The organism is Paraburkholderia madseniana, from assembly GCF_009690905.1.
GTDB classification, from domain to species: domain Bacteria; phylum Pseudomonadota; class Gammaproteobacteria; order Burkholderiales; family Burkholderiaceae; genus Paraburkholderia; species Paraburkholderia madseniana.
The window spans coordinates 104494-131478 of sequence record NZ_VOSW01000005.1; the positions used below are offsets into that span (position 1 = coordinate 104494).

The 26985-nt window shown below is 61.3% G+C and carries 30 protein-coding genes and 2 pseudogenes; 12 read left to right on the top strand and 20 right to left on the bottom strand.

Features of this window, described 5'->3' with window-relative positions; all coding sequences use genetic code 11:
• Nucleotides 1-84 precede the first annotated feature (84 nt).
• The 3 genes and pseudogenes from FSO04_RS04365 to FSO04_RS04375 form a co-directional block, all read right to left on the bottom strand.
• A pseudogene (locus FSO04_RS04365) lies at nucleotides 85-354 on the bottom strand ((2Fe-2S)-binding protein); the annotation flags it as partial.
• A complete protein-coding gene (locus tag FSO04_RS04370; RefSeq protein ID WP_154558587.1) occupies nucleotides 347-1474 on the bottom strand; it encodes an NAD(P)/FAD-dependent oxidoreductase in 1128 nt (375 codons plus the stop codon). The gene FSO04_RS04370 and the pseudogene FSO04_RS04365, both read right to left, overlap by 8 nt.
• Nucleotides 1471-2427 carry a 4-hydroxyproline epimerase gene (locus tag FSO04_RS04375; protein WP_154558588.1) on the bottom strand — a complete coding sequence of 319 codons (957 nt, stop codon included), beginning with the start codon at nucleotides 2425-2427 and terminating at the stop codon, nucleotides 1471-1473. Before FSO04_RS04375 ends, FSO04_RS04370 begins: the two co-directional genes overlap by 4 nt.
• Before the next feature lie 347 nt (nucleotides 2428-2774).
• Here FSO04_RS04375 and FSO04_RS04380 point away from each other — a divergent pair, with 347 nt between their 5' ends.
• Nucleotides 2775-3680 (top strand): dihydrodipicolinate synthase family protein, encoded by a 906-nt coding sequence (locus tag FSO04_RS04380; RefSeq protein WP_168435563.1) that lies wholly within the window; start codon nucleotides 2775-2777, stop codon nucleotides 3678-3680.
• 62 nt (nucleotides 3681-3742) lie between these two features.
• Here FSO04_RS04380 and FSO04_RS04385 read toward each other — a convergent pair.
• The 5 genes and pseudogenes from FSO04_RS04385 to FSO04_RS04405 all read right to left on the bottom strand — a co-directional run.
• Nucleotides 3743-4066, bottom strand: a pseudogene (locus FSO04_RS04385) (winged helix-turn-helix domain-containing protein); the annotation flags it as partial.
• A 103-nt stretch (nucleotides 4067-4169) separates the two neighbouring features.
• The gene (locus tag FSO04_RS04390; protein ID WP_154558535.1) at nucleotides 4170-4532 is read right to left on the bottom strand and encodes a hypothetical protein; all 363 of its coding nucleotides are present in this window, start codon (nucleotides 4530-4532) and stop codon (nucleotides 4170-4172) included.
• Between the two features lie 38 nt (nucleotides 4533-4570).
• Complete coding sequence (locus FSO04_RS04395; protein WP_154558536.1) at nucleotides 4571-5161, bottom strand: helix-turn-helix domain-containing protein; 591 nt, start codon at nucleotides 5159-5161, stop codon at nucleotides 4571-4573.
• 252 nt (nucleotides 5162-5413) lie between these two features.
• Nucleotides 5414-5713: a CcdB family protein gene (locus tag FSO04_RS04400; RefSeq protein ID WP_154558537.1), complete on the bottom strand. Its 300-nt coding sequence runs from the start codon at nucleotides 5711-5713 to the stop codon at nucleotides 5414-5416.
• The gene (locus tag FSO04_RS04405) at nucleotides 5713-5955 is read right to left on the bottom strand and encodes a type II toxin-antitoxin system CcdA family antitoxin (RefSeq protein WP_054043691.1); all 243 of its coding nucleotides are present in this window, start codon (nucleotides 5953-5955) and stop codon (nucleotides 5713-5715) included. Before FSO04_RS04405 ends, FSO04_RS04400 begins: the two co-directional genes overlap by 1 nt.
• Before the next feature lie 765 nt (nucleotides 5956-6720).
• Between FSO04_RS04405 and FSO04_RS48690 the strand changes: the two genes are divergently transcribed.
• The gene (locus FSO04_RS48690) at nucleotides 6721-6999 is read left to right on the top strand and encodes a helix-turn-helix domain-containing protein (protein ID WP_414693387.1); all 279 of its coding nucleotides are present in this window, start codon (nucleotides 6721-6723) and stop codon (nucleotides 6997-6999) included.
• A 211-nt stretch (nucleotides 7000-7210) separates the two neighbouring features.
• On the opposite strand, the gene FSO04_RS47400 is transcribed toward FSO04_RS48690, so the two are convergent.
• Nucleotides 7211-7450 (bottom strand): hypothetical protein, encoded by a 240-nt coding sequence (locus FSO04_RS47400; RefSeq protein ID WP_233464737.1) that lies wholly within the window; start codon nucleotides 7448-7450, stop codon nucleotides 7211-7213.
• A 228-nt stretch (nucleotides 7451-7678) separates the two neighbouring features.
• On the opposite strand from FSO04_RS47400, the gene FSO04_RS04420 reads away from it, so the two are divergent.
• Nucleotides 7679-7843, top strand: a complete 165-nt coding sequence (locus FSO04_RS04420; protein WP_154558540.1) for a hypothetical protein — start codon at nucleotides 7679-7681, stop codon at nucleotides 7841-7843.
• 520 nt (nucleotides 7844-8363) lie between these two features.
• On the opposite strand, the gene FSO04_RS04425 is transcribed toward FSO04_RS04420, so the two are convergent.
• The 4 genes from FSO04_RS04425 to FSO04_RS04440 form a co-directional block, all read right to left on the bottom strand.
• The gene (locus FSO04_RS04425; RefSeq protein ID WP_154558541.1) at nucleotides 8364-9401 is read right to left on the bottom strand and encodes an isocitrate/isopropylmalate dehydrogenase family protein; all 1038 of its coding nucleotides are present in this window, start codon (nucleotides 9399-9401) and stop codon (nucleotides 8364-8366) included.
• Between the two features lie 139 nt (nucleotides 9402-9540).
• The gene (gene fabZ / locus FSO04_RS04430) at nucleotides 9541-9996 is read right to left on the bottom strand and encodes a 3-hydroxyacyl-ACP dehydratase FabZ (RefSeq protein WP_154558542.1); all 456 of its coding nucleotides are present in this window, start codon (nucleotides 9994-9996) and stop codon (nucleotides 9541-9543) included.
• A gap of 216 nt (nucleotides 9997-10212) precedes the next feature.
• Nucleotides 10213-12129, bottom strand: coding sequence for an RNA polymerase sigma factor RpoD (gene rpoD / locus FSO04_RS04435; protein WP_233464744.1), 1917 nt, complete (start codon nucleotides 12127-12129; stop codon nucleotides 10213-10215).
• Between the two features lie 226 nt (nucleotides 12130-12355).
• Nucleotides 12356-12607 (bottom strand): hypothetical protein, encoded by a 252-nt coding sequence (locus tag FSO04_RS04440; RefSeq protein ID WP_154558543.1) that lies wholly within the window; start codon nucleotides 12605-12607, stop codon nucleotides 12356-12358.
• A gap of 569 nt (nucleotides 12608-13176) precedes the next feature.
• On the opposite strand from FSO04_RS04440, the gene FSO04_RS04445 reads away from it, so the two are divergent.
• A complete protein-coding gene (locus tag FSO04_RS04445; RefSeq protein ID WP_154558544.1) occupies nucleotides 13177-13992 on the top strand; it encodes a fused MFS/spermidine synthase in 816 nt (271 codons plus the stop codon).
• Between the two features lie 174 nt (nucleotides 13993-14166).
• On the opposite strand, the gene FSO04_RS04450 is transcribed toward FSO04_RS04445, so the two are convergent.
• The 7 genes from FSO04_RS04450 to FSO04_RS04480 form a co-directional block, all read right to left on the bottom strand.
• A complete protein-coding gene (locus FSO04_RS04450) occupies nucleotides 14167-14571 on the bottom strand; it encodes a hypothetical protein (protein ID WP_154558545.1) in 405 nt (134 codons plus the stop codon).
• A gap of 130 nt (nucleotides 14572-14701) precedes the next feature.
• Nucleotides 14702-14899: a ribbon-helix-helix protein, CopG family gene (locus FSO04_RS04455; protein WP_011493367.1), complete on the bottom strand. Its 198-nt coding sequence runs from the start codon at nucleotides 14897-14899 to the stop codon at nucleotides 14702-14704.
• 169 nt (nucleotides 14900-15068) lie between these two features.
• Nucleotides 15069-15296, bottom strand: coding sequence for a hypothetical protein (locus FSO04_RS04460; protein WP_154558546.1), 228 nt, complete (start codon nucleotides 15294-15296; stop codon nucleotides 15069-15071).
• Between the two features lie 53 nt (nucleotides 15297-15349).
• Nucleotides 15350-16063, bottom strand: coding sequence for a fused MFS/spermidine synthase (locus FSO04_RS04465; protein ID WP_233464738.1), 714 nt, complete (start codon nucleotides 16061-16063; stop codon nucleotides 15350-15352).
• Nucleotides 16064-16215: 152 nt separating this feature from the next.
• Nucleotides 16216-16479: an HPr family phosphocarrier protein gene (locus FSO04_RS04470; protein ID WP_154558548.1), complete on the bottom strand. Its 264-nt coding sequence runs from the start codon at nucleotides 16477-16479 to the stop codon at nucleotides 16216-16218.
• 52 nt (nucleotides 16480-16531) lie between these two features.
• Nucleotides 16532-16978 (bottom strand): hypothetical protein, encoded by a 447-nt coding sequence (locus tag FSO04_RS04475; RefSeq protein WP_174825274.1) that lies wholly within the window; start codon nucleotides 16976-16978, stop codon nucleotides 16532-16534.
• A 359-nt stretch (nucleotides 16979-17337) separates the two neighbouring features.
• Entirely contained in the window at nucleotides 17338-18099 is a 762-nt protein-coding gene (locus tag FSO04_RS04480) for a YoaK family protein (protein ID WP_154558550.1), read from the bottom strand.
• Nucleotides 18100-18496: 397 nt separating this feature from the next.
• On the opposite strand from FSO04_RS04480, the gene FSO04_RS04485 reads away from it, so the two are divergent.
• The 8 genes from FSO04_RS04485 (at nucleotide 18497) to FSO04_RS04520 (ending at nucleotide 26975) form a co-directional block, all read left to right on the top strand.
• Nucleotides 18497-18886 (top strand): CZB domain-containing protein, encoded by a 390-nt coding sequence (locus FSO04_RS04485; RefSeq protein ID WP_154558551.1) that lies wholly within the window; start codon nucleotides 18497-18499, stop codon nucleotides 18884-18886.
• Between the two features lie 69 nt (nucleotides 18887-18955).
• Nucleotides 18956-19792 (top strand): fused MFS/spermidine synthase, encoded by an 837-nt coding sequence (locus FSO04_RS04490; protein ID WP_267905010.1) that lies wholly within the window; start codon nucleotides 18956-18958, stop codon nucleotides 19790-19792.
• Nucleotides 19793-19812: 20 nt separating this feature from the next.
• Nucleotides 19813-21822: a hydrogenase 4 subunit B gene (gene hyfB, locus FSO04_RS04495; protein ID WP_154558552.1), complete on the top strand. Its 2010-nt coding sequence runs from the start codon at nucleotides 19813-19815 to the stop codon at nucleotides 21820-21822.
• The gene (locus FSO04_RS04500) at nucleotides 21819-22769 is read left to right on the top strand and encodes a respiratory chain complex I subunit 1 family protein (RefSeq protein WP_154558553.1); all 951 of its coding nucleotides are present in this window, start codon (nucleotides 21819-21821) and stop codon (nucleotides 22767-22769) included. Before hyfB ends, FSO04_RS04500 begins: the two co-directional genes overlap by 4 nt.
• Complete coding sequence (locus FSO04_RS04505) at nucleotides 22770-23429, top strand: formate hydrogenlyase (protein ID WP_154558554.1); 660 nt, start codon at nucleotides 22770-22772, stop codon at nucleotides 23427-23429. It begins immediately after the preceding gene.
• Complete coding sequence (locus tag FSO04_RS04510; RefSeq protein WP_154558555.1) at nucleotides 23422-24882, top strand: hydrogenase 4 subunit F; 1461 nt, start codon at nucleotides 23422-23424, stop codon at nucleotides 24880-24882. The genes FSO04_RS04505 and FSO04_RS04510 overlap by 8 nt, the downstream gene beginning before the upstream one ends.
• A 3-nt stretch (nucleotides 24883-24885) precedes the next feature.
• Nucleotides 24886-26448 (top strand): hydrogenase large subunit, encoded by a 1563-nt coding sequence (locus FSO04_RS04515; protein ID WP_154558556.1) that lies wholly within the window; start codon nucleotides 24886-24888, stop codon nucleotides 26446-26448.
• Complete coding sequence (locus FSO04_RS04520) at nucleotides 26448-26975, top strand: NADH-quinone oxidoreductase subunit B family protein (RefSeq protein ID WP_154558557.1); 528 nt, start codon at nucleotides 26448-26450, stop codon at nucleotides 26973-26975. The genes FSO04_RS04515 and FSO04_RS04520 overlap by 1 nt, the downstream gene beginning before the upstream one ends.
• The last annotated feature ends 10 nt before the right edge of the window (nucleotides 26976-26985 follow it).

The window sequence follows — 26985 nt, forward strand, 5'->3', positions numbered from 1 at the left end:
GGCGTTGGTCCCGCTGGTCGCGGTGGCCGCGCTAGTCGCGTTGGTCGCGTTGGTCGCGTTGGTCGCGCTAGTCGCGTTGACAGCATTGGCCGCAGCCGCGGCAGTGCAAACCACCTGCCCATCGCGGCAAAGCGTCTGGCATGCCAACGCATGCGCCCGGCCGTCGATCGTGACACGGCATTCCTGGCACACGCCCATCCCGCACAGCGCGGCGCGCGGCTCGCCGCTGACCGACGTCCGCGTGCCGCCCGCGCCCGCCATGACAAGCGCCGCGGCCACGATCGTGCCCGCGTCGACCTCGACGCTTCTACCGTCGATCGTCAAGTGAAGGCGTGTTGCATCGGCGTCAGTCATGGACCACCTTCTGCGCAAAACGGACCGGCAAGTACGGCTCGGTGGGAATCGGCGCGGTGTTCCCGGTGATCAGCGCGGCAAGCAACTTTGCAGTGCCCAGCGAAGTCGTCACGCCCAGTCCCTCGTGTCCGACCGCAAGCCACACGCCGGGTACAAAATCACCCGCCGGACCGATCAACGGCAGACCATCCGGCGACGCCGCACGAAAGCCGGTCCACGCGCGGATCCCATTGAGCGTCGGCAGGACCGGCAGATAGTGCGCCGCGCGCTGCAGCATCTGGGCGAGCACCGGCATGTCGACGGCGGGATCGGTTGTATCGAACTGGCGCGACGAGCCGATCAGCAACTGGCCTGTAGGCCGCGGCTGCGCATTGAATGCCACCGAGGTGCCGGCCGCGTGATGCGCGCTCTTGATGTAGCCCAGTTCGAGCAGTTGATGGCGAATGAGTCCGGGATAACGGTCGGTGATCAGCAAATGACCTTTCTTCGGTTGCAACGGCAGCGACGGTAGCAGTTGCTGAGCACCCAGACCATTGGCCGCGATCACATGCGCGGCGCTGATGCGCTCTCCGTTGGCCAGCGTCACGCCACGCGCGCTGATCTCGGCGACCTGCGTTCCGAGCCGCACACGGATATTCTCGACTCCTGAAGATTGCGTCAGCAGCCACTCGGCAACCGTGGGCGCATACACGATGCTGTCGTGCTCGATCCGCAACCCGCCCGCCATCGATGCCGCCAGCACCGGCTCGCACGCCCGCAACGCAGCCGCGTCGAGCAGTTGAGCGGAGACGCCCTGCGCTTCGAAGGCTGCATGCATGATTCGGGCGGCTTGCCATTCCTCATCGTCGGCGGCAATCCATAAAGTACCGCAGCGCGCGAACGCATCGCGCGTGCGCAGTTGCGGCGCGAGCGCCAGCCACAAGTCGCGCGAATAGCGGCTCAGCGCGAACTCCGCGGGCGAGTCGTTCATCACGACGATGTGGCCCATGCCCGCCGCCGTCGCGCCGCCGCCGATGCCCTGCGCGTCGATTACCTCGACCCGCATGCCAAGCGCGGCCAGCTCCGCCGCGCAAGCCGCGCCGACAATACCGGCCCCGACGATCAACGCATCCGCTGTCATGCCGTGCGGATGCCCCATGCGAACGGGTCGCGCTCGTCGAAACACAAACGCCCTTCGGCCATGATGTGCGCGTGGCCGGTGATGGTCGGAATCACCGAGACGCCATCGCCGGCGTGACGATAGCTCGCCTCGAATACGCTGCCGATGATGCTCTCCTGCCGCCACACCGCGCCTTCGGCAAGCTTGCCGTCGGCGGCAAGGCAGGCGATCTTCGCGCTCGTGCCGGTACCGCACGGCGAGCGGTCATACGCGTTGCCGGGACAGAGAACGAAGCTGCGGCTGTCGATGCCGTCTCGCGAGCCGGGTCCGAAGAGTTCGATGTGGTCGATCAAGGCGCCGTCCGCACCGGTGATGCGCTGCGCGATCAGCGCATCGCGGATAGCGGTGCTGAACGCGCTCAGCTCGGCGATACGCGCCGCCTCCAGCGAGTGCCCATGGTCGGCGACGAGAAAGAACCAGTTGCCGCCCCAGCCGATGTCGCCAGTCAACATGCCGTAGCCCGGCACGTCCACCTGCACGCCTTGCCGGTAGCGATAAGCCGGCACGTTGCGCACGGCCACACTGCCGTCCTCGTTGAGCGTCGCTTCGACGACGCCGACCGGCGTCTCGATCCGATGAAGCCCCGGCCCGATCCGCCCCATGTGCGCGAGCGAGACAACGAGACCGATCGTGCCGTGCCCGCACATGCCAAGATAGCCCACGTTGTTGAAAAAGATCACGCCGGCCGCGCACGCGGGGTCGTCCGGCTCGCACAGCAGCGCGCCGACCACCACGTCCGAGCCGCGTGGTTCGGTGACGATGCCAGCGCGCCAGTCGTCGAATTGCGTGCGAAACACGTCGAGACGCTGCGCCAGCGTGCCGCCGCCGAGTGCCGGGCCACCCGACACCACCAGGCGGGTCGGTTCACCGCCGGTGTGCGAGTCGATGATGTCTAGGGTTTTCATGATGCACATGGTAGGAATGCCGGGCGCCGGAGTCTTGGTGCGCATAATCGTGGATTGTGACGATTTCAGCATAGCCTATCTGTCCATCCGCGCACGCGTCGGCTATTGAAATCAGGTGGGCGCCGCGTCTGCACAACCTCTATCGAGCGAGGTCAAGAACGCATGTGAGGCCCAGTCAACATGCTTTCGACGTATTTTGCGTCCTATGCTGAAATAGCTGATCCGCTTGGCCTTGCCGGGCATACAAGCACAGCCACTATGCTGAAATCGTCATCCGCCACGCGTGAATCGCGCAAGACGGCAGCATTTTACCTGCTTACACTGCGCTTCGACTCAACACACTCAGGAGAGCAGTCGTGGCGCATATCTGGGAAGGCGTATTGCCCGCAGTTACCACCAAGTTTCACGCGGATTTCAGCATAGACCGCGAATGGACCGGCAAGAATATCGAGGCGCAGATCGACGCGGGTGTGGACGGCATCATCGTGTGCGGATCACTCGGCGAAGCATCGACGCTCTCGCTGGACGAGAAGCTGCAAGTGCTCGACATCGCCGTCGAGGCCTCGCGCGGCCGTGTGCCCGTTTTGCTGACGATCGCCGAGAACAGCACGCTCGACGCATGCCGCCAGGCCGAAGCCGGCAGCCGGCATGGCGCGGCCGGATTCATGGTGCTGCCCGGGCTGCGCTATCTGTCCGACCGGCGCGAAACGCTGCACCATTTTCGCAGCGTCGCCGATGCGAGCGCGCTGCCGCTGATGATCTATAACAATCCGCTGGCCTATGGCGTCGACATGACGCCCGACATGTTCGCGGAAATCGCCGACGAAAAGAAGATCGTCGCAATCAAGGAATCATGCGGTGACGTGCGGCGCGTGACCGATCTGATCAACGTGGTCGGCGACCGCTTCGCGATTCTGTGCGGGGTCGACAACCTCGCGATGGAAGCGATATTGATGGGTGCGCATGGCTGGGTGGCCGGTCTCGTGTGCGCGTTTCCGCGCGAGACGGTGGTGATTTACAAGTTGCTGAAGGCGGGCCGTCTTGAAGAAGCGCGCGCGATCTATCGCTGGTTCGCGCCGCTGCTCGCGCTCGACGTCTCGTCGAAGCTGGTGCAGAACATCAAGCTTGCCGAGACGATCGTCGGGCTCGGTACGGAGCCGGTGCGGCCGCCGCGTCTGCCGTTGGCCGGAGACGAACGCAAGGCAGTCGAAGCGTTGATCCGCCGGGCGATTGAAAACCGGCCGACGCTGCCGCAGGTTTGAGTTGCGGCAAATTGATCCGTAGCCGCTTCCGGCCGCGGCGCGGCCGATGATGTGCCGGTTTGTCAGGCCGCCTGCTTTTCCGCGGCCGCTTCACCTTGCCGCAGATGCAGCAGCCGATAGCCGCTCTTGTAAACGGGTTGCAGCCGGAAGTCGTTTTGCGGCTCGATCTCGAGCAGCAGGCGCAGACGCGACACGTGGCTGTCGATCGTGCGGGTGAACTCGCGGAACTCACGGCCCCACACCATCGCGAAGATATGGTCGCGCGACATTACGCGGCCAATATTGGAAAAGAACAGCGACGCCAACCGGTATTGCGTGCCCGATAGCGGCACCGGCTGACCGCGCAACATGACGAGCTGGCGATGCGTGTCGAAATGGTACATCCCCGGCGAATCAAAAAATCCACACGTATTCAATGACATAGCCCAGTTTTTTGCACCTGTTTTCAGGTGCAAAAACGTCCTATAGCGTCCCAATAAAATCAAAGAGTTACGAAGGGTTTTGAACAGGCAAAACGGCGTATCTGCGGCTCAGCCGGGCCGCGCATACCTCGTGGATGCCGCAAACCACCGGCGACGCGTAGTCGAGCATCCAGCCGTCGATAAAGAGCGGCACCAGCGATCGCTCCATCACGAGGCCAAACGTCTCCATGACCTGTGGTGCGAGCCCGGGCGCCATCTGTCCGAGCGGGATGCGTTCCTGCCAATCAAGGTGCGCTCCGTTTGCCTTGCACCAGATGCGTCCTGATTCCACCAGATGGTCCGTGCGCAGCCATTCGCCGGTGCGCGCCCGAGCGACCAGCTCGGCAACGACGAGATAGCAGAGCAGTTCGGCGCGGGCTTCTTCGCCCACGCCTCCGGCTGGTGGGACACCTGAACCTTGCGATGCCGTCATTTGCGGGCCTTGCTCAGGAGGTGCGACAGCCCCAGGTCCGTTGCGATCTTCCAGACGTGACTGCGCGAGTAGCGTACGCCGAGCTTCCTCTCGATGATCGTTCCGTGACGTTGGTTGGTCCAGAGATCGGAGTCGAAATCGTGCAGTCTGGGCGAGTGTCGAAGTGCCGCAGCGATCCATGAAAGCGCCTGATCATCGAGTATGCCCGGAGCCCGCCGGATGGGCGTTTTGCACGATCGCATCCGGTCGTGCACGCCTAGATTGATTGTCAGCTGTCTGACATAGACGATGGAAAACCGCTGGCCGAACTGGCGTTCGATAACTGCCTGCAGTACCGGATTTGACCACCGATCAACCTCGAAGCCATGACGGCGCGGAGACCCACGAACGGCGTCGACGATCCACGCACGTGCCTCCTCGTCCAAAGCGGACTTTCCCCCACCCACGCTCATTTTGTCGAGAGCCGCAACGCCTCTCGTGTCGAGAACGGCCTTATATCGTTTGACCGACTCGACGCATAGACCTACTGTCAGCGCGACGCTCTCCAGCTTGTCGCTTCCGTGGCGCGCAGCAGCACCAAAAACCAACCACTGTCAGATTTAGTCTAGGCTATTGCATGTCACGGTTGGAGATTGTATTCCGATGATGTTTTCAGGTAGCAAGCGGAATCGCTGCTAGCCCCGAATTCATTGAGGTTCTAGGAAAATTCACAATCCGGAACCATCTGACCTGCCCCGTCAAATCCGCGGAGCTCGACAGCAAACCTGCGGACCTGCGAACCAAAAGACAAACCCGCCGGTGCCCCATAGGGTGCACACGGCGGGCGTGGGTTACGGGCATTAGACGCCGTTGAACAGAACGTCGATTGCAGCAACTATTTCGTGAGCTCGATCTGAAAGATTGCAGACGGCTTGGTTGAGCAGTTTGACGGGCATGGCGCCCATCGACTGTGTTAGCAATACGTACTGCTTCCCCAAGATTTCGAACTGTGGATTGAGCCTGGACGCGGGAAGCCGATATTCGGACGCTTGTAGCAACGGGATCACCACTTTGGAACCGAGGTGTCCCATCGAGTCGGCCTGAATGTTCAGCAGGTATCCACGATTATCCGGATGTGGATAGACAGTGAATCGTTCCATCAAAACATCCTGTAGGCTTCGAGGGGCAGCCCGTTCTTTTCGATGTAGTCGTTGTAGTACGCGATTGCTTCCGCGTTCTCCTCCTGCCAACGAGCAGCCCGTGCCTCGGATACGGCCTTAGCCAGGCCGGCTTCGGCGGCTTGCGAAATGTTGATTCCAAGCTCCTTGGCTTCGGTCAAAAGACCTTCTGCCAGGGAGACATTGGTGGCTTTCTTCGGGACGCTGGCGTACGTGGCGACCATGGGGCTTCTCCGATCGGAATCATCCCCGCCATCATGCCACCGATGCGCATTCCGCACAACATCGCGAATGCGCATACCAGCTGATCGAATCAGCTGCGCTCCTTCCATAGCTTCTCCTTGAAAATTCGCGAGAAGCGTTGCCCCAGGCGGGGGCGCGTCCCCGCGAGGGTTGAAAAGTTGCCCGCCGACCTCCCGGATGGAGGCGCAGTGGGCATTGCGACCACCTGAGCCGCCCCCCCGGCGCAGGTACCACTGCGCCGCCTCTTGTAATCAACGCCGAGGCCCTTCCGACGCGTTGCGACGGTACCGGAACGCTGGACGACGCGGGCTTGCTGTCAGGCACGCGTATCCTTGAAAAGGACAACGTGAGGTTTTGTCGCAGTAAGACCCGCAGAACGAACGAGATCGATATTCGCATCCCGCGTTCTGGCATCAGGCCTCACGCCGGAGGATCATGTTGTGGGTTGGACCGACACGCGGAGCGATCGTGGCTCGTCGGGCTAGGGGGCGACAATGATTTCGTCCGGTCAAGATGTTTGTCGGTAAACCGGACTTCCTGCTTGACGCTATCCACTCGGGGCTACCACCGCCGGCCAGCAGTTGGGCCGCCTGAATTCTCTTCGCGGCAGTCGGCGTTAGTTTGGAGGTGGAGCTCATGAGAAAAAGGCGTGATCTGATAACCCATTCTTGCACAGGTTCGCAATTTGCGAAGACGCGACCGTCGGTTCTGCATCCTGCGGCTTGCCGTACCTCGATGAGCACGAGTTGTGCGACTACATCGCGTCCCGAATTCGACGCGAAAGACTTGCGCGAAAGATCTCCCAAGCGGAATTTGCAAGACAGGCCGGCATTCCGCTACGGACATACAAGCGGTTTGAGGCCCATGGCAATGCGTCGCTGGAGACGTTCCTGCGAGCATTGAAGGCGTTGGGGCAAACCCGCTATTTGTATTTGCTCTTTCCGCAGGTACTTCCTTCGAAGCCAACCCTGCAGGATCGTATCGAAGCAATAGCTTCTCGTCCCAAGAAGCGGGAGAGCGCCTAGTCGCGAAAGTGGCGTGGTGGCGTCGGCAAAACCGATGCATCCCCTCCAAAATGCGGTCACACCCGAAAGCCCCTTAGGCCGCCTCGGACGCTGGGCCGCTACCCAAGACCAGCCACCCCGCACCGAGCCCGCAGCGTTGTTTAAACCCCCCGTTAAAAACGATTTCTGTTCGAGAGGGACCGGGCGCCATTGCCCAACCTCATCCAAATGCTTAATTCCGGGCGTCGGACCGCGTCGCCGACATATACGGATATGCGAGTGCGACGAATGCCGGATGCGCGGGCGCATCCGGCCGTCCGCTGTCGTTGATCATCGCATCGCGCATCGCGGCGACATGGCGCTCTTCTGGAATCAAAGTAATTGGGTCGCGATGGCTAAGACGTGCCATGACAGCAACACCGCGCGGGTTGATGATGGTTTCGGCAACCGGCGCGCGGGTTAGTTGGGACATCAGTGCAAAACGGCCTAGGACGGCCCGTCATGCGCGGATTATTCAACGGGACGTCAGGCCCGCGGGCGCCTTGCCACGGGTCGATTCAGGGCCGCGCCGGGCCGAATTTCGCGCCGGAGGGGCCTGGAATCCCTGCTGGTTTGCCCCGGCGACCGCGCGCAGGGCACAATTTTTATCGCCGCGAAATTCGCGTTTTGATGGGATGGTGCCGGACTTAGGGAGGACAACATGCGTGGCAGAAAGCCCGTTCCAACCGCGCTTAAACTGGTGCGTGGCAATCCTGGAAAGCGCCCTATTCCCGAAATGGAGGCACATCCGTCGCCCGACGTCCAGATGCCGGACTGGCTGTCACCGAAGGCGAAGCTGCACTGGCCGGCAATCGCAGAGCCGTGACGCGCTGCCGGACTCCTGACCGCGCTCGACGTCGCTGCTCTTGGTTGTACTGCGAGGCATTCGTGCTCTGGAAAGATGCGAACGACAAGATCGTGAAGTTCGGCCCGGTCGTCAAGGGTGCTGCGGGCTATCCGGTTAGATCGCCGTTCCTCACGCGTCCACGCAGACCACCGCGCGCTACGCGAAGACCGATCCGTCGCGACCCTGCCCATTTTCGTCGACGAGATGTTTTCCGCGTTATGCCAGAGTTGACCCTGCTTTGCGTCGTTAGCCGCGCAGCCAAATGCCGGTGCGTCCGTCAGTAACGAGAATGATATTGACGGGCGAATACCGGCGCGGCAGCGGCTATTCCCGTCTCGCCGTCGAATGTACGATCGCCAAATGCACACCTCATCGAGCCATGGCTGCAGCGCGGACGCCCGCGCCAGGATGGCACATCGACATATGTGCGAGCCGAAGCGCAGGTGACCGCGTGAGCCTCCGGTCTTGCGGAAAATGACGATTCAACGTCTCCCCTAGACTAGGCGCTCTCGATCCGACGAACCACTGCATCGGCGAACTCGTTCGTTGACGCAGTCCCTTTCAGGTCGCGCGTGCGGATCTGGTCCGTGTTCAGTGTTTCAGTGATTGCAGCTCGCAATCGTTGGGCGAGATCACCTTTGCCGACATGGTCAAGCATCAAGCCTGACGCAAGGAGCAAGGAGATGGGATTGGCTACGCCCTTACCGGCAATGTCCGGCGCCGATCCATGCACGGCTTCAAATATCGCAGCGTCATTGCCGTAGTTCGCACCGGGAGCCATGCCAAGTCCGCCGACAAGACCTGCTAACTGGTCCGAGAGAATATCCCCGAACAGATTGGTACACAGCAGCATATCGAACTGCCACGGGTTCATCACCAGTTGCATGGCACACGCGTCGACGATCATGTCATTCATTTCCACACGGCCTGCGTACTCCCGAGCCACGTCTCTCGCGGCCTCCAGGAACAAACCGGTGAGTGCCTTCAGGATGTTGGCTTTATGGACAACGGTGATCTTCCTTCGTCCATGCTTCAAGGCGTATTCAAAAGCGAATCTGGTGATTCGCGTGCAGGCATCGCGTGTGTTAACGCCTGTCGCGACCGCAACCGCTTTCGGGTCGTTGCCGACAGGCACATAGTACTCGTGTGCAACATAGAACCCGCCCAGGTTCTCGCGTACGAGCACGAGGTCGATCTTGTCGTAGCGACCGGGCACGATGGTACGTACGGGCCTGACGTTGGCAAAAAGCTGAAATTCTTCCCGAAGCCGAACGTTGGAAGAACGGAACCCCTCGCCGATCGGGGTCGTCAATGGGCCTTTGAGGGCAAGCCTGTTCCTCCGAACACTATCGAGTGTCGCGACCGGTAGCGGGTCGCCACTCTGGGTGACCCCGGCGACCCCGGCATGCTGCACGTCCCAAACGAATGGTGCCCCTAAGGCGTCAAGAATGTGAACCGTGGCGTCAACCACTTCCGGCCCGATTCCGTCGCCGGGGATCAGCGTTGCGGGAATTTGTTGCCTCGTCGAACTTTCCATGACTTTTCTTCCAGATCTAGATGGTGGCGGGCCGCCAGGATTGGCGATGATGGTGGTCACAACTGATGCGACGGAGTTAGTCCCGGGCATAGACCAGAATCAGTATTTCACTATCGTAGTACGCATGAATCAGGCGAGGTCAATCCGGATGTCTGACCGTGCACATAAGAGTGGCTTGTGCTGCAACCGCGTCCTCCACTTCGGCGCGCGCCGTGAACTTCCAGATGCCACGCATGTGGCGCTGGAACGAGACCGTCAGGATGAGTTGGTCACCCGGCTCGACCACCCGCTTGAAGCGCGCATCGTCGATACCGACGAAAAGATACTGCGTGCTGGCCGGATCGTGCGACTCTTCCGAGAAGGTTAGCAACGCCGCTGCCTGCGCCAGCGCTTCGAGGACCAGCACGCCCGGCATCACAGGGCGTTTCGGGAAGTGACCCGTGAAGTACGGCTCGTTGATGGACACGTTCTTCAGCGCCTTGATGCGCTTGTGCGGTTCGAGTTCGAGGACCCGATCGACAAGCAGGAACGGATAACGATGTGGCAGCAGCGTCAGAATCCTGTGAATGTCGAGATTGATCTTGTCGGTGCTCATGGTATTTCGTCGCAAGTCGTTCACTGCGTGGTGATGCCTATCGATGCCGGTTTCCGTGGATGGGCAGGCCCAATGCCCTCCATCGGCGTGCCCTGGTTGCCTTGCAGCTGCGACGCAGTGATGCTTCGTCGCCAGCCGTCGATCGCCACTCGTAGTCCCCATGAGGCTCCGCCTGCATACAAAGCACACTGTAGGGACGCCTGTCGCCCCTGGTTTCTACTCCTCGTCCATGAACGACTTCAATCGCCCGGACCGGGCCGGGTGCCGCAGCTTGCGCAGCGCCTTGGCTTCAATCTGGCGGATTCGCTCACGCGTCACATCAAACTGTTGTCCGAGTTCCTCCAGTGTGTGATCCCTGCCGCTCTCAATGCCGAAACGCAGACGCAGAATCTTCGCTTCACGCGGCGTCAACGTTGTGAGCGCCTCGCTGACGGCATCGCGCATGCTGGCGTGGAGCGCGGCATCGTCGGGCAAAATGGCTGCCGGATCCTCGATCAGGCCACTAACGGACGTGTCGTCGTTTTCCCCAACGGACGCATCCAGGGAAACCGGCTCCCTGACGATCCGCAGCATGGCCCGAACCTTGTTTTCCTGCATCGCCATCCGCTCCGCCAGCACGGCGGCGTCGGGTTCCCGGCCGGTCTCCTGCAGGATCTGGCGCGAGATCCGTTTCAGTTTGTTGATCGACTCGATCATGTGAACCGGGACCCGGATGGTGCGCGCCTGATCCGCGACCGACCGGCTGATGCCCTGCCGGATCCACCAGGTCGCATAGGTAGAGAACTTGTAGCCACGACGGTATTCAAACTTGTCAACAGCCCGCATCAGGCCGATATTGCCTTCCTGTATCAGATCGAGAAACAGCAGGCCGCGGTTCACGTACCGCTTCGCGATCGAAATCACCAGTCGAAGGTTCGCTTCGATCATTTCGCCTTTCGCGCGCAGCGTTTTCGCTTCACTTGCAGTCATTGCCCGACAGACCTCCCTGAAGTCATCGAGCGGCAGCACAACCCGCTTTTGCAAAGCAAGTAGCTTTTCCTGTTCCAGCTGGATCGCAGGAAGGTTTCGCTCCAGCACGCCGCTGAACGGGTGCCCTGCTGTGAGGAGTTGTTGCTGCCACGCCGGGTTGGTCTCGTTGCCCCGGAAATGCGCGACAAACATCTCACGAGGCACACCACACCGGTCAACCGCGATCCGCGCGATTTCGCGCTCGATGGTCCGGACCCCGTCAACGGATACCCGCAACGCGCTGGTCAGACGCTCAATCGTGCGCGCCGTAAAGCGGATCGTCATCAGTTCGGTCTCGATCGCTGCCTGTGCGGCGCGATAACGCCCCGATCCGTAACCCTCCGTTTCGTATGCATCCCGCAATTGCTCGAACCAGTCAGCCACCGTCGTCAGCTTCGCCAGCGCATCACGCTTCAGAGTTTCGCTCTGCAGATTGGTCGACGCGGCTTCTGCACCGTCATCATCTTCGGCTCCCTGGTTCTCGTCGAAGACCGGATCGCCATCGACGCTTTCCTCCGCGACGGCAACAATGTCATCCATTTCCACTGCAGCGGGGTCGATCATCCCATCGACGAACTCTTCAATAGCCGTTTCACCGCTGGCAACAGCGTCAGCGATCGCCAGTATCTCCGCAATCGTTGTCGGACACGAAGCGATGGCCCGGATCATGTCGTTGCGGCCCTCTTCGATGCGCTGCGCAAGTGCTATCTCCCCCTGGCGGGTGAGGAGTTCAGTGGCACCCATCTCGCGCATGTACATGCGCACGGGATCGGTGGTGCGGCCAAACTCGGCGTCCACGCTCGAGATGGCCGCCACGGCCTCTTCCTCGACCTGCTCATCAGACGAACCCGCGACCGCATGATCGTGCATCACCATGGACTCGACGTCCGGTGCCTGCTCGAATACGGCGATGCCCATGTCGCTGAAGGCTCTGATCACGTTTTCGATCGCATCAGGTTGCGCCAGGCGCTCAGGCAGGCAATCGCTGATTTCCCTACGAATGACGAAACCGCGTTCATTTCCGAGCTTGATCAGCGCGCGCAGGCCCGAGCGGCCGTCGTTTTCTCCAGCGGACTCATCCGGAAGCGCGGCACCGGTATCGTACACAAGTGCGTTTGTTTTCATCCGGCGTAAACCGGTCCGCGGTGGAACGGTTCCGGCCGCATCGGCCGTGCGCGGACGCCCCGTGGCTGCAATACTGGCAGGTCCATTATTCACGTTGATGTTGTCCGGCACCACGTCCAGTGTCTGCTTCTTCACTGCATTCTTCGTCACGCGGTCGCTCCTTTGAATATGACGCCCGGGTTAGCTCGCGGCACGTGCGGTAGCCTTCGCGAGGTGATGAACCATCTCAGAGGCGCGCACCATGCGCCCCGATCAGCTGGACAAGTTCAGATACCGAAATCTCATACCGGACCTCCTGTTCGGGACCCGTCGCATGATGATCGCTGTACCGCTCCTCGATCTCGACGAGCACGGCGGTTCTGCCATCGGGTGATGCCTTCAGCATGACGTCGCGATGCGCCTGGTGACCATCAGGACTGACCGGACCGTGATGCAGGCGCAGACGCCCAAGGCCGTAGTTGCGTGGAGCTGAATTCATCTGAGCCTTCCCTTGATCCAGTCGGTGGTTCTGCCTTGCCGGGCCGCGACAGGCACGCGCGTGGTGCCGCCAAATCTGGCCCGGCCGCCACGTGCGCCTTCGACATGTCGCAAAGGCCTTTTCCGCCGACTGCTGCACTATAGGACGCGGGCTTCCGGATTTATTCCCGTATCCGTCCCGGCATCGTCTTCCCGCATGCGCGTGTCTGACTGCGAACGCGCCAGGCAACTTCATGCAGGCATTGATGTGGATGAGTCTCAAAAGTCGCCTTGTTCGCTGGATCGATCAACACCGTGACCTCGACGCGCCTGGACGTCAGGCATACGAGGAGCGTATGCCATGATAATATCATTATCATCATCCACCGCCTGCCTGTGCACACGTTTATGCCGGAAGGGAGCTAGTCGTCCCGTCGCAGGTTAATGGCCCCGGGGGGGCAGGACGTTCATTTCTGCACGGACTGGAACCAGAGGGAAAATACGGGCCGCCAGTCAACCCGAAGATGCAGCGGTCATCGCACGCGGTGGGCGAACCGAAGAACCGAACAGTAACCTCGTGTAGACCGCGCCATGGATCACTCTTACGCGTCGTTCGACGCCTATATGAAGTTTCTTGCCGGGCCATCCGCAGACGGTGCGCCGGTGGTGCTGGAAACCGAGCACGCGCTTTCGCTGCATTTCGATCTGCTGGCCACGCAGAGTTTCATGTCCCGGAGTGACCCTGACAGGCTGGCGCTCGGCTACACCCGGACCATGATGGGATTCCTGCTGCTGCAGCCAGCGCCCACCAGAATTTCCATGATCGGTTTAGGCGGTGGATCGCTGGCCAAGTACTGCTACCGGCATCTTCCGGATACAAGGATAGTGGCCATCGAGATCGATCCCGCGGTGATCGCGTTGCGCGACACATTTCACATTCCGCCCGATGATGAGCGACTCGAAGTAATCTGCGCGGACGGGGCGGAATACGTCAGGAGCAACGATGCGCGCCCGGACGTGATTCTGGTGGATGGTTTTCTGGCTCACGGCATGCCCGCACAACTGGGCAACGCTGCCTTTTACTCGGCTTGCGACGCGCGGCTTGCCGACGGTGGTGTGCTGGTCGCAAATTTCGTCGTCGATGATCCGCATATTCCATACTACCTGGAAGAGGCGCGTTCAGTGTTCGGTGAGTCGCCTTCCATTTTCATGGCCGAGGACAGTTGCAACTACACGCTGTTCGCCTGGAAAGGCGCGCCGGGCCTTCCCTCCCGGGATAAGCTCCTCGCGCGTGCAGGCGCCCTGGCCGCGACACATCCGCTGAACCTGCGCGGGGCCGCGCGCCGTTTGAAGCAAGGCGTGGGGCTCGCTTCGGACTGGGCATTCAGACAGAAGCTGACCGGCTGACAGACGCCTGATCCGTGCGACCGCAACGGAAGCGCCGCTTGACACATCCACTAAAATGCAGCCACGCGCGATGGTCGATACAGGCACCGCATGCAAAGGCCCCTGGGAGATATGACATTCAAGGTGCCGGGAACCGGGATGGGCAAGGCAACATCGGTGTGTTGAATGCCAGGGCTATGCCGCACCGCCGCTAGTGCCCCTGCTCAGGGTCGCCACGCATCGGGCGTAGACGACGATCACCCGCGGTGATGCGAAGTTGATCTGCATGTCGCGGGTGAAGTACCAGGATACGTCCAGTTGGCCGCGCACGATGTCGCCGGCCTTCACAAGTTGTTGCGCGAGATCCGTGGCCATTCGACTCAATTCAACCCGCAGGCGCCAGCCGGCATGATGATCGTGGCGACGCAGCCAGATCCTCGTGCTCTCAACAAGGTGATCGGGCTGCAGCCACGCTCCGGTAGTACGGAAGGCAAATATCTCGGATAGCGTGAGAAAGCACAGCAACTCGGCGTTCGTCTCAAGCCGGTGCATCCTGCGACCTGTCATATTGTTGCGTCCGCGGCGGTCGGACATCGCCACGTTACGTGCATCGTGCTATCTTGCCGATGCGTGGTGAAGTAGCCTGCCCAGGAGACCTGTGGTGCTGTGGAACCAGGGGCCAGCGCGATGCCTGCTCGGGAACACATCGCTGATCTGGCGCAGGCGTACCTCAGGCGGTTTTCCGGCGCGGACGCGCGCCAATTGCGCTTTTGGTCCGGTAGCTGACGCCATGCTGATCGAGGTAGTCGCGGATCAATTGCCGCACGACCTGGGAGGGCGTCAGGTCCTGCGCCGCGCACAGCTTTTCGAACGCTTCCTTCTTCACAGGATCGATCAGAATCGTGAGTCGAGCGCTTTTCGTTTCCATGACGGGGCGAAGTCCAATTATGTTAATTAAATTATAATACATCGCATGGCCCGAGTCATCTTCGTGGCGCCAGAACCACACGGTGGACGGCGATTCCCACATGCGCCGCCGATGCCCAACCATTCAACGGCTGGAAAGCCAACGGCGTGCAATGCGCGGCGACGGTGCGCTAAATCTCCGCCCTGGCACGCAGAAAATCCTGTCCAGCCCGGGTAATCGACACACCGCCTCGCCCATTCGCGGGGACGGATACCAACCCGGCGTTACGCAGTTCCTGAGCGACCGACCAGTTTAATGTGGGCGCATCGCGGCCGTATCGCTGCTGGGCCAGACGCTCAAGCGCCCAGATGGCCGCATGGGTCAAAGTATTGCTGTCGTTGTCGCTTCCCGCTGTCATCTTCTATCCTCGAGAATGCGCCTGTTCAAACAGGTCGCGAACGTGCAGAGGTACTATGCATCCGCGACAGACGCATCCGCTCGGCACGTTTGTTCATATCGATGCCAGTTAAATTTCTTGCCGTACTCGATGCGCGTGGCCGTCGCATGGAGATTCACCGCATGTGTGGGTCCGAGTGCGCGCGCCCGGTCGAGCATCGCGGCGAAGGACGGAAGCTCATCCGCTCCTTTCCACGCGAAAACAGTGACGTTGTGTTCACTGCCTTCGGACGGCGCCAGCGTCACCGCGTTCGCGAAGACTTCCTTGAGCGAGCGCAGGTAGCGATGGAAGTCCGGTTCGTCGGTCACCAGATTGGCCACCAGGACGCCGTCATCGCTCAACCGGCGGCGACAGGCTTCATAAAACGTCCTGCTACCCAGTTCTGCGGGCAGACCATCGGCGTTGAAACCATCGACCAGCAGCACGTCGGGCCGGTGATCCGGAACCGTGACGTACTGCGCCCCATCGGCACAAACCACCCTGAAGCGTTCACCGTCACGCGGCACATGGAACCGGTCGCGCAGTGCGATCACCTGGGGGTCGATTTCGACGACGGCAATCACGGTGTCGGGCAAGTGGCGATAGCAATATTTCGCCAGCGAACCGCCACCCAGACCGATCATCGAAATGCGGCGCGGGAATGGCTGGAACAGCAGGAAGCCCATCATGGTGCGCGTATAGCCCAGCGCAAGGGCGTACGGATCGCGTCGCAACATGGTGCTCTGCACCCCGCGCGCATCAAATTACAGCGAAACGACCTGGTCATTCTCTATGACCACCGGCCTGTTCGCCTTCCTCTTTCTTTTCATGTGCGTGATCGAAAGGTTCCGGTGCAGGGGCAATCGGCCGGAGTGAGCCACACTTCCCTTGCAGCGGTCCATCAAAAGGATTCCTGCGTATGCAGCATGGTCGAGAGCGATTCCAGCGCTGCGGTCTCGTCAGGACCAGTTGCCAGGATGTGCAACTGCGTGCCTGGCTTTGCCCGCAGGGACATCACCGACATGACATCCTTGGCATTGACGGACCGGCCGTTCGCCACGCAGATGATGTCGCTCGCGAACCGGGATGCGTGAACGGCAAGCCTCGCTGACCCGTGTCCGTTCAAACCCCACGGGTCGCCTACCTGAACCAATGCCTCGACCAATCCTCTCCCCTATGCATAAACCGTAACCCGGGCCCGCACCCACCGGGCGCGCTCAGTGCATCAAACCTGCCATGACCCGGGCAAAGAAAGCCCGCAGCAGCGGGTCCCACTTTTCATTCCCCAAAGCGATTTCGGCCGTGTCGAGCCGCCTCATTTCCCGATCGAGGTAGGCGGTGCGAAGCGACCTTGGATGTGGCGGCCCGACAAAAAACTGGCCATCGTCGTCCAGAAGCAGAAATGGCTTCTGCCTGTAGCGCGCCCCGAGCAGCGAGGTCGCATCCAGGACATGGCGGGCGGATTCCTTCTGATAGACGAAAATGACGTTGACCCCGCATTCTTCCAGTCGGTCACAGATATCCGAAAAACGGTAAAGCATCTGGAATCCGCGTTCGCCCGCCCGGCCCACGCCGACGACGATCAGTCCGCGACGACCCATCACGTCCCGCAGATACAGGTGCGTGTAGTCGTGGGACAGCAGCGGAACACTTGCATCAATCACGTCAACCTCCCTGCCGCGCGCAGGCATACACCTCGTTTCGCGCAAGCCCGGCCTGCAACGTGACCAACAAGATTCTTGCCCAAGCCTGCTATATTATTAGCATTTCAGGATAAGTCAATGATAATAATATTATCATGATTTGAGGGCGTCCATTCCGAGAAACGGACCAGGCTGTTCGCCGGTTCTTCATGCGCACGCACGTGTGCTTCGAGAGCGTTTCCGCATCGAGGGTCGACGTGACTCCTGAACGGGCGGGTGCACCCTGCACTGCCGGGATCGGGGAGCGGCAGCCACCGCAAAGGCGCCGATAACGTAACCGGCGCTGACCCGGAACCCGTCTCGCGACCTATGCCCGGCGCCTAGCGGTCGAGTCGATAGACCCGCGCGCGCAGGTCGTCAACGAGGGGCACGATGGCCAGCACAATCAGCACGGCCGCGAGCGGTACCGTCGAGGCGTAGCCGATGTGCTTGAATCCCATCGCACCGGTAAAGCCACCGACGACGAACATGGCCAGCATCGTCCCGTGCACTTTCAGCCTCGCCCGATTCGCCAGTACGAAGGGTGCGCCGGAATCGGTCCTCGCGGAATTCCAGTAAAAGAGCTTGCCCAGTTCGATGCCGATGTCCGTCACGATTCCGGTCATGTGGGTGGTACGGATTTCTGCACCGGACAGTTTGGTGATCATGGCGTTCTGCAGACCCATGATGAAGCACAGGAGCATAACCGTCGCTGGTACGAACAGCGTATCCCACAGCGCCAGATGGCTACCGAGCAGCCCGAAACAGAGAAGCAGGACAGCTTCGATCAGCAACGGCGACGCGTACTGGCTGTGGAGGCGCCGGCGTCGCCCCCAGTTGACGAGCACGGCGGAACAGGCGGCGCCCAGCAGGAACGAGATCAGCGATCCGGCGCCGGCCAGAACCAGTGAGAGGTCGCCCAGCGCCGCCTGGTCGGCAATCGAGGACACTACGCCGCTCATATGGAACGTGTACTGCTTCACCGCCAGGAAGCCGCCGGCGTTAGTAGCGCCAGCCACGAACGCAAGCGAGAAACCAAGCTGCCTGTTGGCCTCGGTGCTGCGATCCCTTCCCGTCAGGGTCCGGAAATAGTGTGCTGGCATCAGGTATTGACTCGTGTGTTCGCGCGTCCCAACCGCGCTTCGGCGCAGACAAGGACTGGTGCAGCAAGCTGGCTGCCTGAAATTCCACGCGCAGGATGAACGCCCGCATTCCCGATGCCCCGAACGAACACAACACGTACTCCACGCCTGTCGACGGGTCATCACGTGTGGAACCGGATCAATAAAGCTGCTAGGATGATAACGTAATTATCATCAGCTGGTAACTTGATGTCGCTGACGAAAACTCCCCTCCCAGGGGAGCAACGCGCAGTGAAGCTGCAGTTGCATACACGTCGGCAGCGACGCAGGGATGACGCGGTTCGTGGTAGCGGGGGGACAAAGCCAGGCAACCTGCAGAATGGCGGCCGCCTGGCGCGCCGCATTAAGGAGAAGTGCCATGCCGTTTGACAACACGCTTGAAGAGCATCGGTTAACTGGCGTCGCGTTGCGTAACGGGATGCTCGGGGGGATGCACGAGCGCGTGGGACTCGTCACATCCGCGTTCGCCAACGAACGTTGCTGCGCGCTCGGACGCTGGATTCATGAAGATGGCGTGCGGTGGGAGGACGCTCCCGAGCTTCAGCAACTGAAGCTGGCGCACGCGAGCTTCCATACCATCGCGCTGGTGATCGCCATATCCATCACGCAAGGGCGTCTCGCTGAAGCAGCCGTCATGCTCGAACCGGACGCCCTGTTCGAAAACGCGGCGCGTATGCTCGCTCATGCAGTGTCGCGTTTCGAAAATCGCCTGATAACCGGGGCGGCATCGCACGGGCGGACACATTAAGGCTACCGTGACTCACCGGTCGCTGCATGGCTCAGGCTAGCGGTAACTGATCTGCAACTTCAGGAAACCATGGAATTGTCAGCCGATCACAACAATCAGTTCAGGCATGCTCTCGCGGAGCATTGGGGAAAGACCTTTGGCAAACCCGTAGTACGCGAGGGCCTGCGCACGCGGTCGCTGTGTTTCGACGCTTTCGGCATACAAAGCTCGATGCGCAGGAGTGCTCCGCTCGAGCTTGACCTGTCGTACACGCGGGCCATGATGTCGTTCCAGCTCTTTCACCTCGATCCCAAGGACATTCTGATCGTAGGCCTAGGCGGTGGATCGCTGTCCAAATACTGCTTTCACAAGTTTCCGTCGGCACGGGTGACCACGGTGGAAATCGACGAAAGAGTGATCGCGTTACGCGAGTGTTTTTTCATCCCGCCTGAATCGGAGCGATTCCGGATCGTGCACGCCGACGCAGCCGAATACCTCCCGGACAAGGCTGGTGTCGCGGATGTGATCCTGCTCGACGGATTCGACGCATTCGGCTTACCCGCCAGCCTGTCAAGCCAGTTCTTTTACGACTGCTGCCATGCCGCGCTGCGCAGCGAAGGTGTGCTGGTGGCCAACCTGCTGAACAGCGATCCGCGACTCGCCACCTACCTGGACCGGATACGTCGCGCGTGTGACGGAAAACTGTTCCACACCATGGCACGACGTGAAGGCAACACAATTGCCATCGGGGTCAAACAGGGCACCGTCCCTGGATGGCTTGACCTCTATGCCCGCGCGGAAGCCATCACGAAATCGATGGGGCTCGACCTGTACCGGTATGTCAAAAAAATGGAACGTCATCACCGGGCAGAGGCCGTTCCGGGATACCCTTCGTCCAACACACTGACCGTCGAACAGGACGTCTGACGGCACCGGAGACAACGCCGATGGAACATCTGCTGGTCATCCATTACGTGCTGCTGGTGGTCGCCGGCTGGTTGGCCGTCGGGGTTCTGGGACTCGCGAACCTGCACCGCACACGCGTGGTGGCGCATGGCCTGTTTCCACTGGGCGCCGTATTCGGTCTGCTTCTGTGCGCACTCGGCCTGACGGGTGTTTTCTCAAGTCCCCAGGAAGCCGTCCTGCCGCTCGGGTTGCCGGACCTGCCGTTTCATCTGAGGCTCGACGGCCTGTCGACGTATTTCCTCACGGTACTTGGTGTGGTAAGCACGGGTGTAAGCGCGTTCTCCGCCGGTTATTTCCGCAAGGGCGAGGGCACGCCACCCGGATTGCTGTGCTTCGAATATCACGTGTGCCTCGCGAGCATGGCGGTGCTGCTGCTGGCGGACGATGCGTACTGCTTCATGGTCGCGTGGGAGACGATGACACTGTCGGCCACCTTCCTGGTGATGACCAATCACCGCATTGCCGAGATTCGCCGGGCCGCCTGGCTCTACTTCCTGATCTCCCACGTCGGCGCGCTGGCGCTCCTGCTGTGCTTCGGCTTGTTGCAGGCCAATACCGGCGACTATACGTTCGCCAACATGCGCGAGCAGCATCTGGACGTGTTCTGGGCGTCCGTCGCCTTTCTGCTGGCGCTGTTCGGCTTCGGCACGAAGGCAGGCATTTTCCCACTGCATGTCTGGCTTCCCGAGGCACATCCGGCAGCGCCGTCACCGGTGTCAGCCCTCATGAGCGGTTTTGTCCTGAAAGCGGGCCTGTACGGCGTGCTGCGCACGGTGTTCGACCTGCTGCACGTGCAAATCGCATGGTGGGGCGTGCTCATGCTGATGCTCGGGCTCTTCACCGCCCTGTTCGGGGTCGTGTTCAGCGCCATCCAGACGGACATGAAGCGGCTGCTTGCGTACTCGTCGATCGACAACGTCGGGCTGATGTTCGTGAGCATGGGGCTGGCCATCCTGTTTCGCGCGTACGGGATGAATGCGCTGGCCGCCTTGTCGTTGACGGCCCTGCTCTACCAGATCGCCAGCCACGCTACCTTCAAGAGCCTGCTGTTTCTCGGGACGGGTTCCGTACTCCACGCCACCGGCGAACGCAATCTCGGCCGTCTGGGCGGCCTGATCCGTTTCATGCCGTGGACTGCGTGGGCCGCTCTCGTGGGCGCGTTTGCCGGTGCGGGCCTGCCGCCGTTGAGCGGCTTCGTTTCCGAATGGCTGTTACTGCAGAGCTTTCTGTTCACACCCGGCCTGCCTGACCCGTTCCTGAACATGGTAGTGCCGCTCGTCGCCGCGCTGATTGCTCTCGTGGCTGCGCTCGCCGGCTACACGATGGTCAAGTTCTTCGGCATCATCTTTCTCGGTCAGCCTCGCGAGGCGAAGTTACGCGAGGCACGGGATGCAAGTCCGTGGGAGCGCGTCGGCTTCGTGTGGCTCGCAGCGATATGCGTACTGCTCGGGCTGTTGCCGGTGCAGTTCGTGGTCGTTCTGGATCGCGTCACGCAGATGCTGGTTGGCGCGGGCATCGGACCCACCGTCTCGCGGAACGGGTGGCTGCTGCTCGCACCGACCAGTGTAGGCCGTGCCAGCTACATGCCGCTGGTTTTCCTGGTGTTCTTCGTTGCCTGCTGCGGGCTCGCGTGGGTGCTGGTACGCCGTCTTTACCATGGGCGCCTGCGGCGGGCGACACCCTGGGCCTGTGGCTTTCCGTTCGTGAATGCGCGCATGCAGGACACGGCAGAAGGGTTCGGGCAGCCGATCCGCGAAATCTTCGCGCCGCTGTTCAGGATCGAACGGAAACTGCCCTCTCCATTTGACAGCCGCCCCGTGTACAGCGTCACCGTGACGGATCGCGCGTGGACCCTGATTTATGAGCCGATCGAGCGGCTGGTCAGGCGCGTCGCGGCACTGGCCGGCTTGCTCCAGACAGGTCGCATCGCCGTCTATCTGATGCACAGCTTTCTTGTGCTGATCGTGCTGCTGATGCTGGTGAGGCGATGATCACGCTCTCCGGATTACTCTCCCAGGGTCTGGAGATCCTGCTCGCACTGGCGGCGGCTCCCCTGCTGACCGGGTGGGTCAACATGTGCCGCGCACGGTTGCAGAACCGCCGGGCACCGAGCATCTGGCAGCCTTACCGGATGCTTCACAAGCTGTTCAACAAGGAGTCGGTCGTCGCCGACCACGCGAGCCCCATATTTCGCGGCGCGCCGTATATTGTCTGGGCCTGTATGACGCTCGCCTGCGCGATCGTGCCAACCCTTTCAACCGACCTGCCCCTGTCGCCCGCCGCTGACGCTATCGCACTGGTGGGTCTCTTCGCGCTGGCCCGCGTCATGATCTCACTGGCCGCGATGGACATCGGCACCGCGTTCGGCACGCTCGGCGCGCGTCGCGAGATGCTGGTGGGCTTCCTCGCAGAGCCTGCCTTGCTGATGGTGCTGTTTTCGGCGTCGCTGATTACGCGGTCCACCCTGCTGACCAGTATCGTCGCAACGCTCAGCCATCGCGAGCTGGCAATCTATCCGAGCCTCGCGTTCGCAGGGATCGCATTCACGATGGTGTCGCTCGCCGAGAATGCACGCCTGCCGGTCGACAACCCGACGACGCACCTCGAACTGACGATGATCCACGAGGCGCTGATCCTCGAATATTCAGGCCGGCATCTCGCCCTGCTGGAGTGGGCCGCGAGCCTCAAACTGTTCGCGTACTCCTGCATCGGTCTCGCCTTGTTCATTCCGTGGGGGATCGCAGAGGCCGGCAATCCGATGGCGCTGCTGCTCGCCATACCGTTGCTCTTCGCCAAGTTGCTGGTGGGTGGCGCCGCGCTGGCGGTAGTTGAAACGACCAACGCGAAAATGCGCATTTTCCGCGTGCCCGAGTTTCTCGCGACAGCCTTCCTGCTGGCCGTCATCGGGATGCTCGTCCACTTTCTGCTGGGGGCCTGAATGCACGGGTTCGCCACGCAGATCGTCAACTTTCTGGCCGCCATCCTGCTGCTGCTGTCGTTTGCGATGCTCAGCCAGCGCCGGATCCTGTCGTTGATTCACCTCTATACGCTGCAGGGCCTGACGCTCGTGTCAGCCAATGTCATCCTGGGATACGTCACCGCCGACGTACACCTCTATATCTCCGCCGCATTGACGCTGGTGCTCAAGGTCGGCCTGATTCCCTGGATTCTTTACAGACTGGTCCGGCGGCTCAACGTCAAAGCGGATGTGGAGTCGCTCCTCAATATTCCCGCCACCCTGCTGATCGGCATCGTGCTCGTGATCGTCGCGTTCAATGTCGCGTCGCCGATCAGTCAGCTCGCCTCGTCGGTTGCGCGCGGCACGCTCGGCATCGCACTCGCCTGCGTGCTGCTGTCATTCATGATGATGATTACCCGCGCCAAGGCGATATCGCAGGTGATCGGCTTCCTTTCGATGGAAAACGGCCTGTTTTTTGCCGCTGCCGCGGCAACGAACGGCATGCCTATGATCGTCGAACTCGGCATCGGACTCGATGTGCTGGTGGGTATCCTGATCCTCGGCGTGTTCATGTTCCAGATCCGCGAGCAGTTCGATAGTCTGGATATTCATCACCTGGAAAAACTCAAGGATGACTGAAGCCTGGGTACTGCTGCTGGTTTTTGCGATCCCGCTCTTCGCAGGCGCAAGTCTGGCGCTCGTGGGACAACACCATGTCGCGGCGGAACTCAACGTCGGCTTCAGTTTCCTGACATTTGTCGCCGCCACGCTGCTTGCCGTGCAAACCGTGGCGCACGGGCCTGCATTGGCGCTGGGCAAGCTCTTCTTCGTCGATCCGCTCAACGTGTTCCTGGTCACACTGACGGCCTTCGTCGGCTGGACCACGTCGATCTTTTCAAGGCCGTACATGCGCATCGAGCGCGACCGCGGCAAGATGACCGGCCCTCGCATGCGCCTTTACCACAGCATGTACCAGCTGTTCATCTTTGCGATGCTGCTCGCGCTGCTGACCAACAACATGGGCATCCTCTGGGTCGCCATGGAAACCGCCACGCTCGCGACGGTCCTGCTCGTCAGCGTCTATCGCACCGCAGCCAGCCTCGAAGCCGCGTGGAAGTACTTCATCCTGTGCGGCGTCGGCATCGCGCAGGCGCTGTTCGGCACGATCCTGCTCTATCTCGCCGCAAGCCGGCAGCTCGGCGGCGGCGATGCGCTGCTCTGGACCAGTCTGAACGCGGTCAAGGGCAGTCTCGACCCGACCATCATTTCGCTAGCGTTCGTGTTCCTGCTGATCGGCTATGGCACGAAAGTCGGCCTAGTGCCGATGCACAACTGGCTGCCCGATGCGCACGCTGAAGGCCCTACGCCGATTTCGGCCGTGCTGTCCGGCCTGCTGCTCAACGTCGCGCTCTATGCGGTCCTGCGCTGCAAGGTGCTGGCCGATGGTGCACTCCATAACGGCCTGCCGGGACATCTGCTGGTCGGATTCGGGCTGGTCTCGGTGCTGGTCGCAACTTTTTCGCTGTTCCGGCAGAAAGACGTCAAGCGGCTCTTTTCGTATTCGTCGATCGAGCACATGGGTCTGATGACGTTCGCCTTCGGGCTTGGCGGCCCCATCGCGACCTTCGCGGGCCTGCTGCACATGACGGTCCATTCGCTCGTCAAGTCGGCCATCTTCTTCACGGTCGGGCACGCGGCTCAAAAGGCCGGCACCCAGGCGATCGACGACATCCGCGGCTTGTTACGCGTGAGCCCAACCGTTGGGTGGGGCATGATGCTCGGCGCGCTCGCGATTCTGGGCATGCCGCCATTCGGTGTCTTCGCGAGCGAATTCCTGATTCTGACGACCGCGATGAGCAAACTGCCGTGGGCCACGCCCTTCCTGTTGCTCGCGCTTGCAGTGGCGTTCGCGGCCATCTTCGTGCGCGTGCAGGGCATGGTGTTCGGCGACACGACGGCCAAAGTTCTCGAACACCCGCCGGCGTTGCTGCCCGTGTTCGTCCATCTTGGCATCGGCTTGATGCTCGGGCTCTACATTCCGCCCTATCTTGCGACGTGGTATCGGCAGGCGGCGGCCATGATCGCGGGGTGACACATGCGCATCGAGGCATTCGGGCTTCCCAACCTGGTTCGCCTGTCCGTTTTTGCGGGCAGGTCGTCGGCTTTTCTCGCACGAGTCGATTCCGACACGTGGACCCGCACCGCCGGTATGGTGCGCGAGGCAGGTGGCCGTCTGATCTCCCTGTGGGGTGCCGAAGAAGCCCCGGGCACATTCGTGATCTCCGCCGCTTACGCGCTGGAAGACGGCATCCTGTGGCTTCAGTTGCCGGTAGGCGACGGGCATGGAGACAGCGACGGATACCCGGATATATCGACGGTTTTTCCGTGCGCGACACGCATGCAACGGGCCGTCTACGATCTGGTCGGGCTGCGTGCGATCGGCGCCGAAGATACACGGCCGTGGCTGAATCATGGCAACTGGCCTGCCGATTACTTTCCGTTGCAGAAATTGTCCTCCGGGACCGAGCGGTTTCAATCCCAAGAAGCGGACTATCCGTTCGTCCGCGTCGATGGTGACGGTGTCCACGAGATTGCCGTCGGTCCGATCCACGCAGGCGTGATCGAGCCCGGGCACTTCCGCTTCTCGGTCGTCGGCGAAAAGGTGTTGCGTCTCGAGGAGCGGCTGGGCTATGCGCACCGGGGAATCGAGCGGCTGTTCGAGCGCGTGCCCGCGCTCGACGGGCACCGTCTCGCAGGACGCATCGCCGGAGACACCACGGTCGCCTTTACTTGGGCCTATTGCATGGCGGTCGAGCGCGCGTTGAATGGGCGGATTCCGCCACGCGCGCAGTGGCTGCGCGCGCTGTTGCTCGAGCGCGAGCGCATTGCCAACCATCTGGGTGATCTTGGAGCGCTCGGCAACGACGCGGGGTTCGCGTATGGCCTCGCACAGTTTTCCCGTCTGAAGGAAGACTGGCTGCGCCTGAACGACCGGGTCTTCGGACATCGCTATCTGATGGATCGGATCGTTCCCGGGGGCATGGCATCGGACATCGATGCGCGCTTCGTCGCCGCGATACTGACACAGTGCGACCAGATTGATGCGCAGGTTCGTGTGATGCAGCGCATCTACGAGGATCAATCGGGACTGCAGGATCGCTTTGCTGGTGCGGGCACCCTCTCCGCAAGTGTGGCGGAGCACTTCGGAGTGTGCGGGCTGGTCGGACGAGCAAGCGGCCGAAAAATCGATGTGCGTATTGATCATCCTTACGCGCCATACCACGAGGTTCAGCCGCAGATGGTCAGCGATGACCGGGGCGATGTGGCAGCACGGGTCGCGGTCCGGTTCAACGAGATCTACGAATCGGTCCGGTTGATCCGGACTCTCCTCGCCGACCTGCCAGACGGCAACATCGTCACCCCGATTGAACACGGCGGTTCGCCATCCTGCGGGGTCGGCTGGATCGAAGGTTGGCGCGGCGATGTGCTCATCGCACTCGAGACCGGAGCCGACGGCGCCATTTCGCGCTGCCACTGCCATGACCCGTCGTGGCACAACTGGCCGGCCCTGGAGCACGCGATCATCGGCAATATCGTTCCCGATTTTCCACTGATCAACAAGTCGTTCAATCTGAACTACGCGGGACACGACCTGTAATGTGGCAACTTCTCAAACAGATCGCGACAACTGGCACGCCGACTCTGCGCGTGCCCGAGGGCGATGACGCATGGCGGGCCGAAGGCCACCGGATCCAGCAGGAAATACTCGATGTGCTCGGCCGGGCGCTGTGCATTCGCGAGGTCGATGCGGGATCCTGCAACGGCTGCGAACTGGAAATCCATGCACTCAACAATCCGTACTACAACATCGAAGGTCTCGGTATCCGCTTCGTCGCGAGTCCCCGCCATGCCGACATGCTGCTCGTCACCGGCCCTCTCACACTGAACATGAAAGAAGCGGTACACCGGGCATATGAAGCGACGCCCCACCCAAAGCTCGTCGTCGCGGTCGGCGAGTGCGCCTGCACAGGCGGTATGTTCAGGGGAAGCTACGCCGTGTGTGGGCCACTGTCGAACTTCTTGCCTGTCGACGTCACGATACCGGGTTGTCCGCCGCCTCCCATCGATATCCTGAGGGGCATTCTTGCAGCGCTTCGTACGAAACACGCAACCTCCCCGCCATGATCACGGTCCG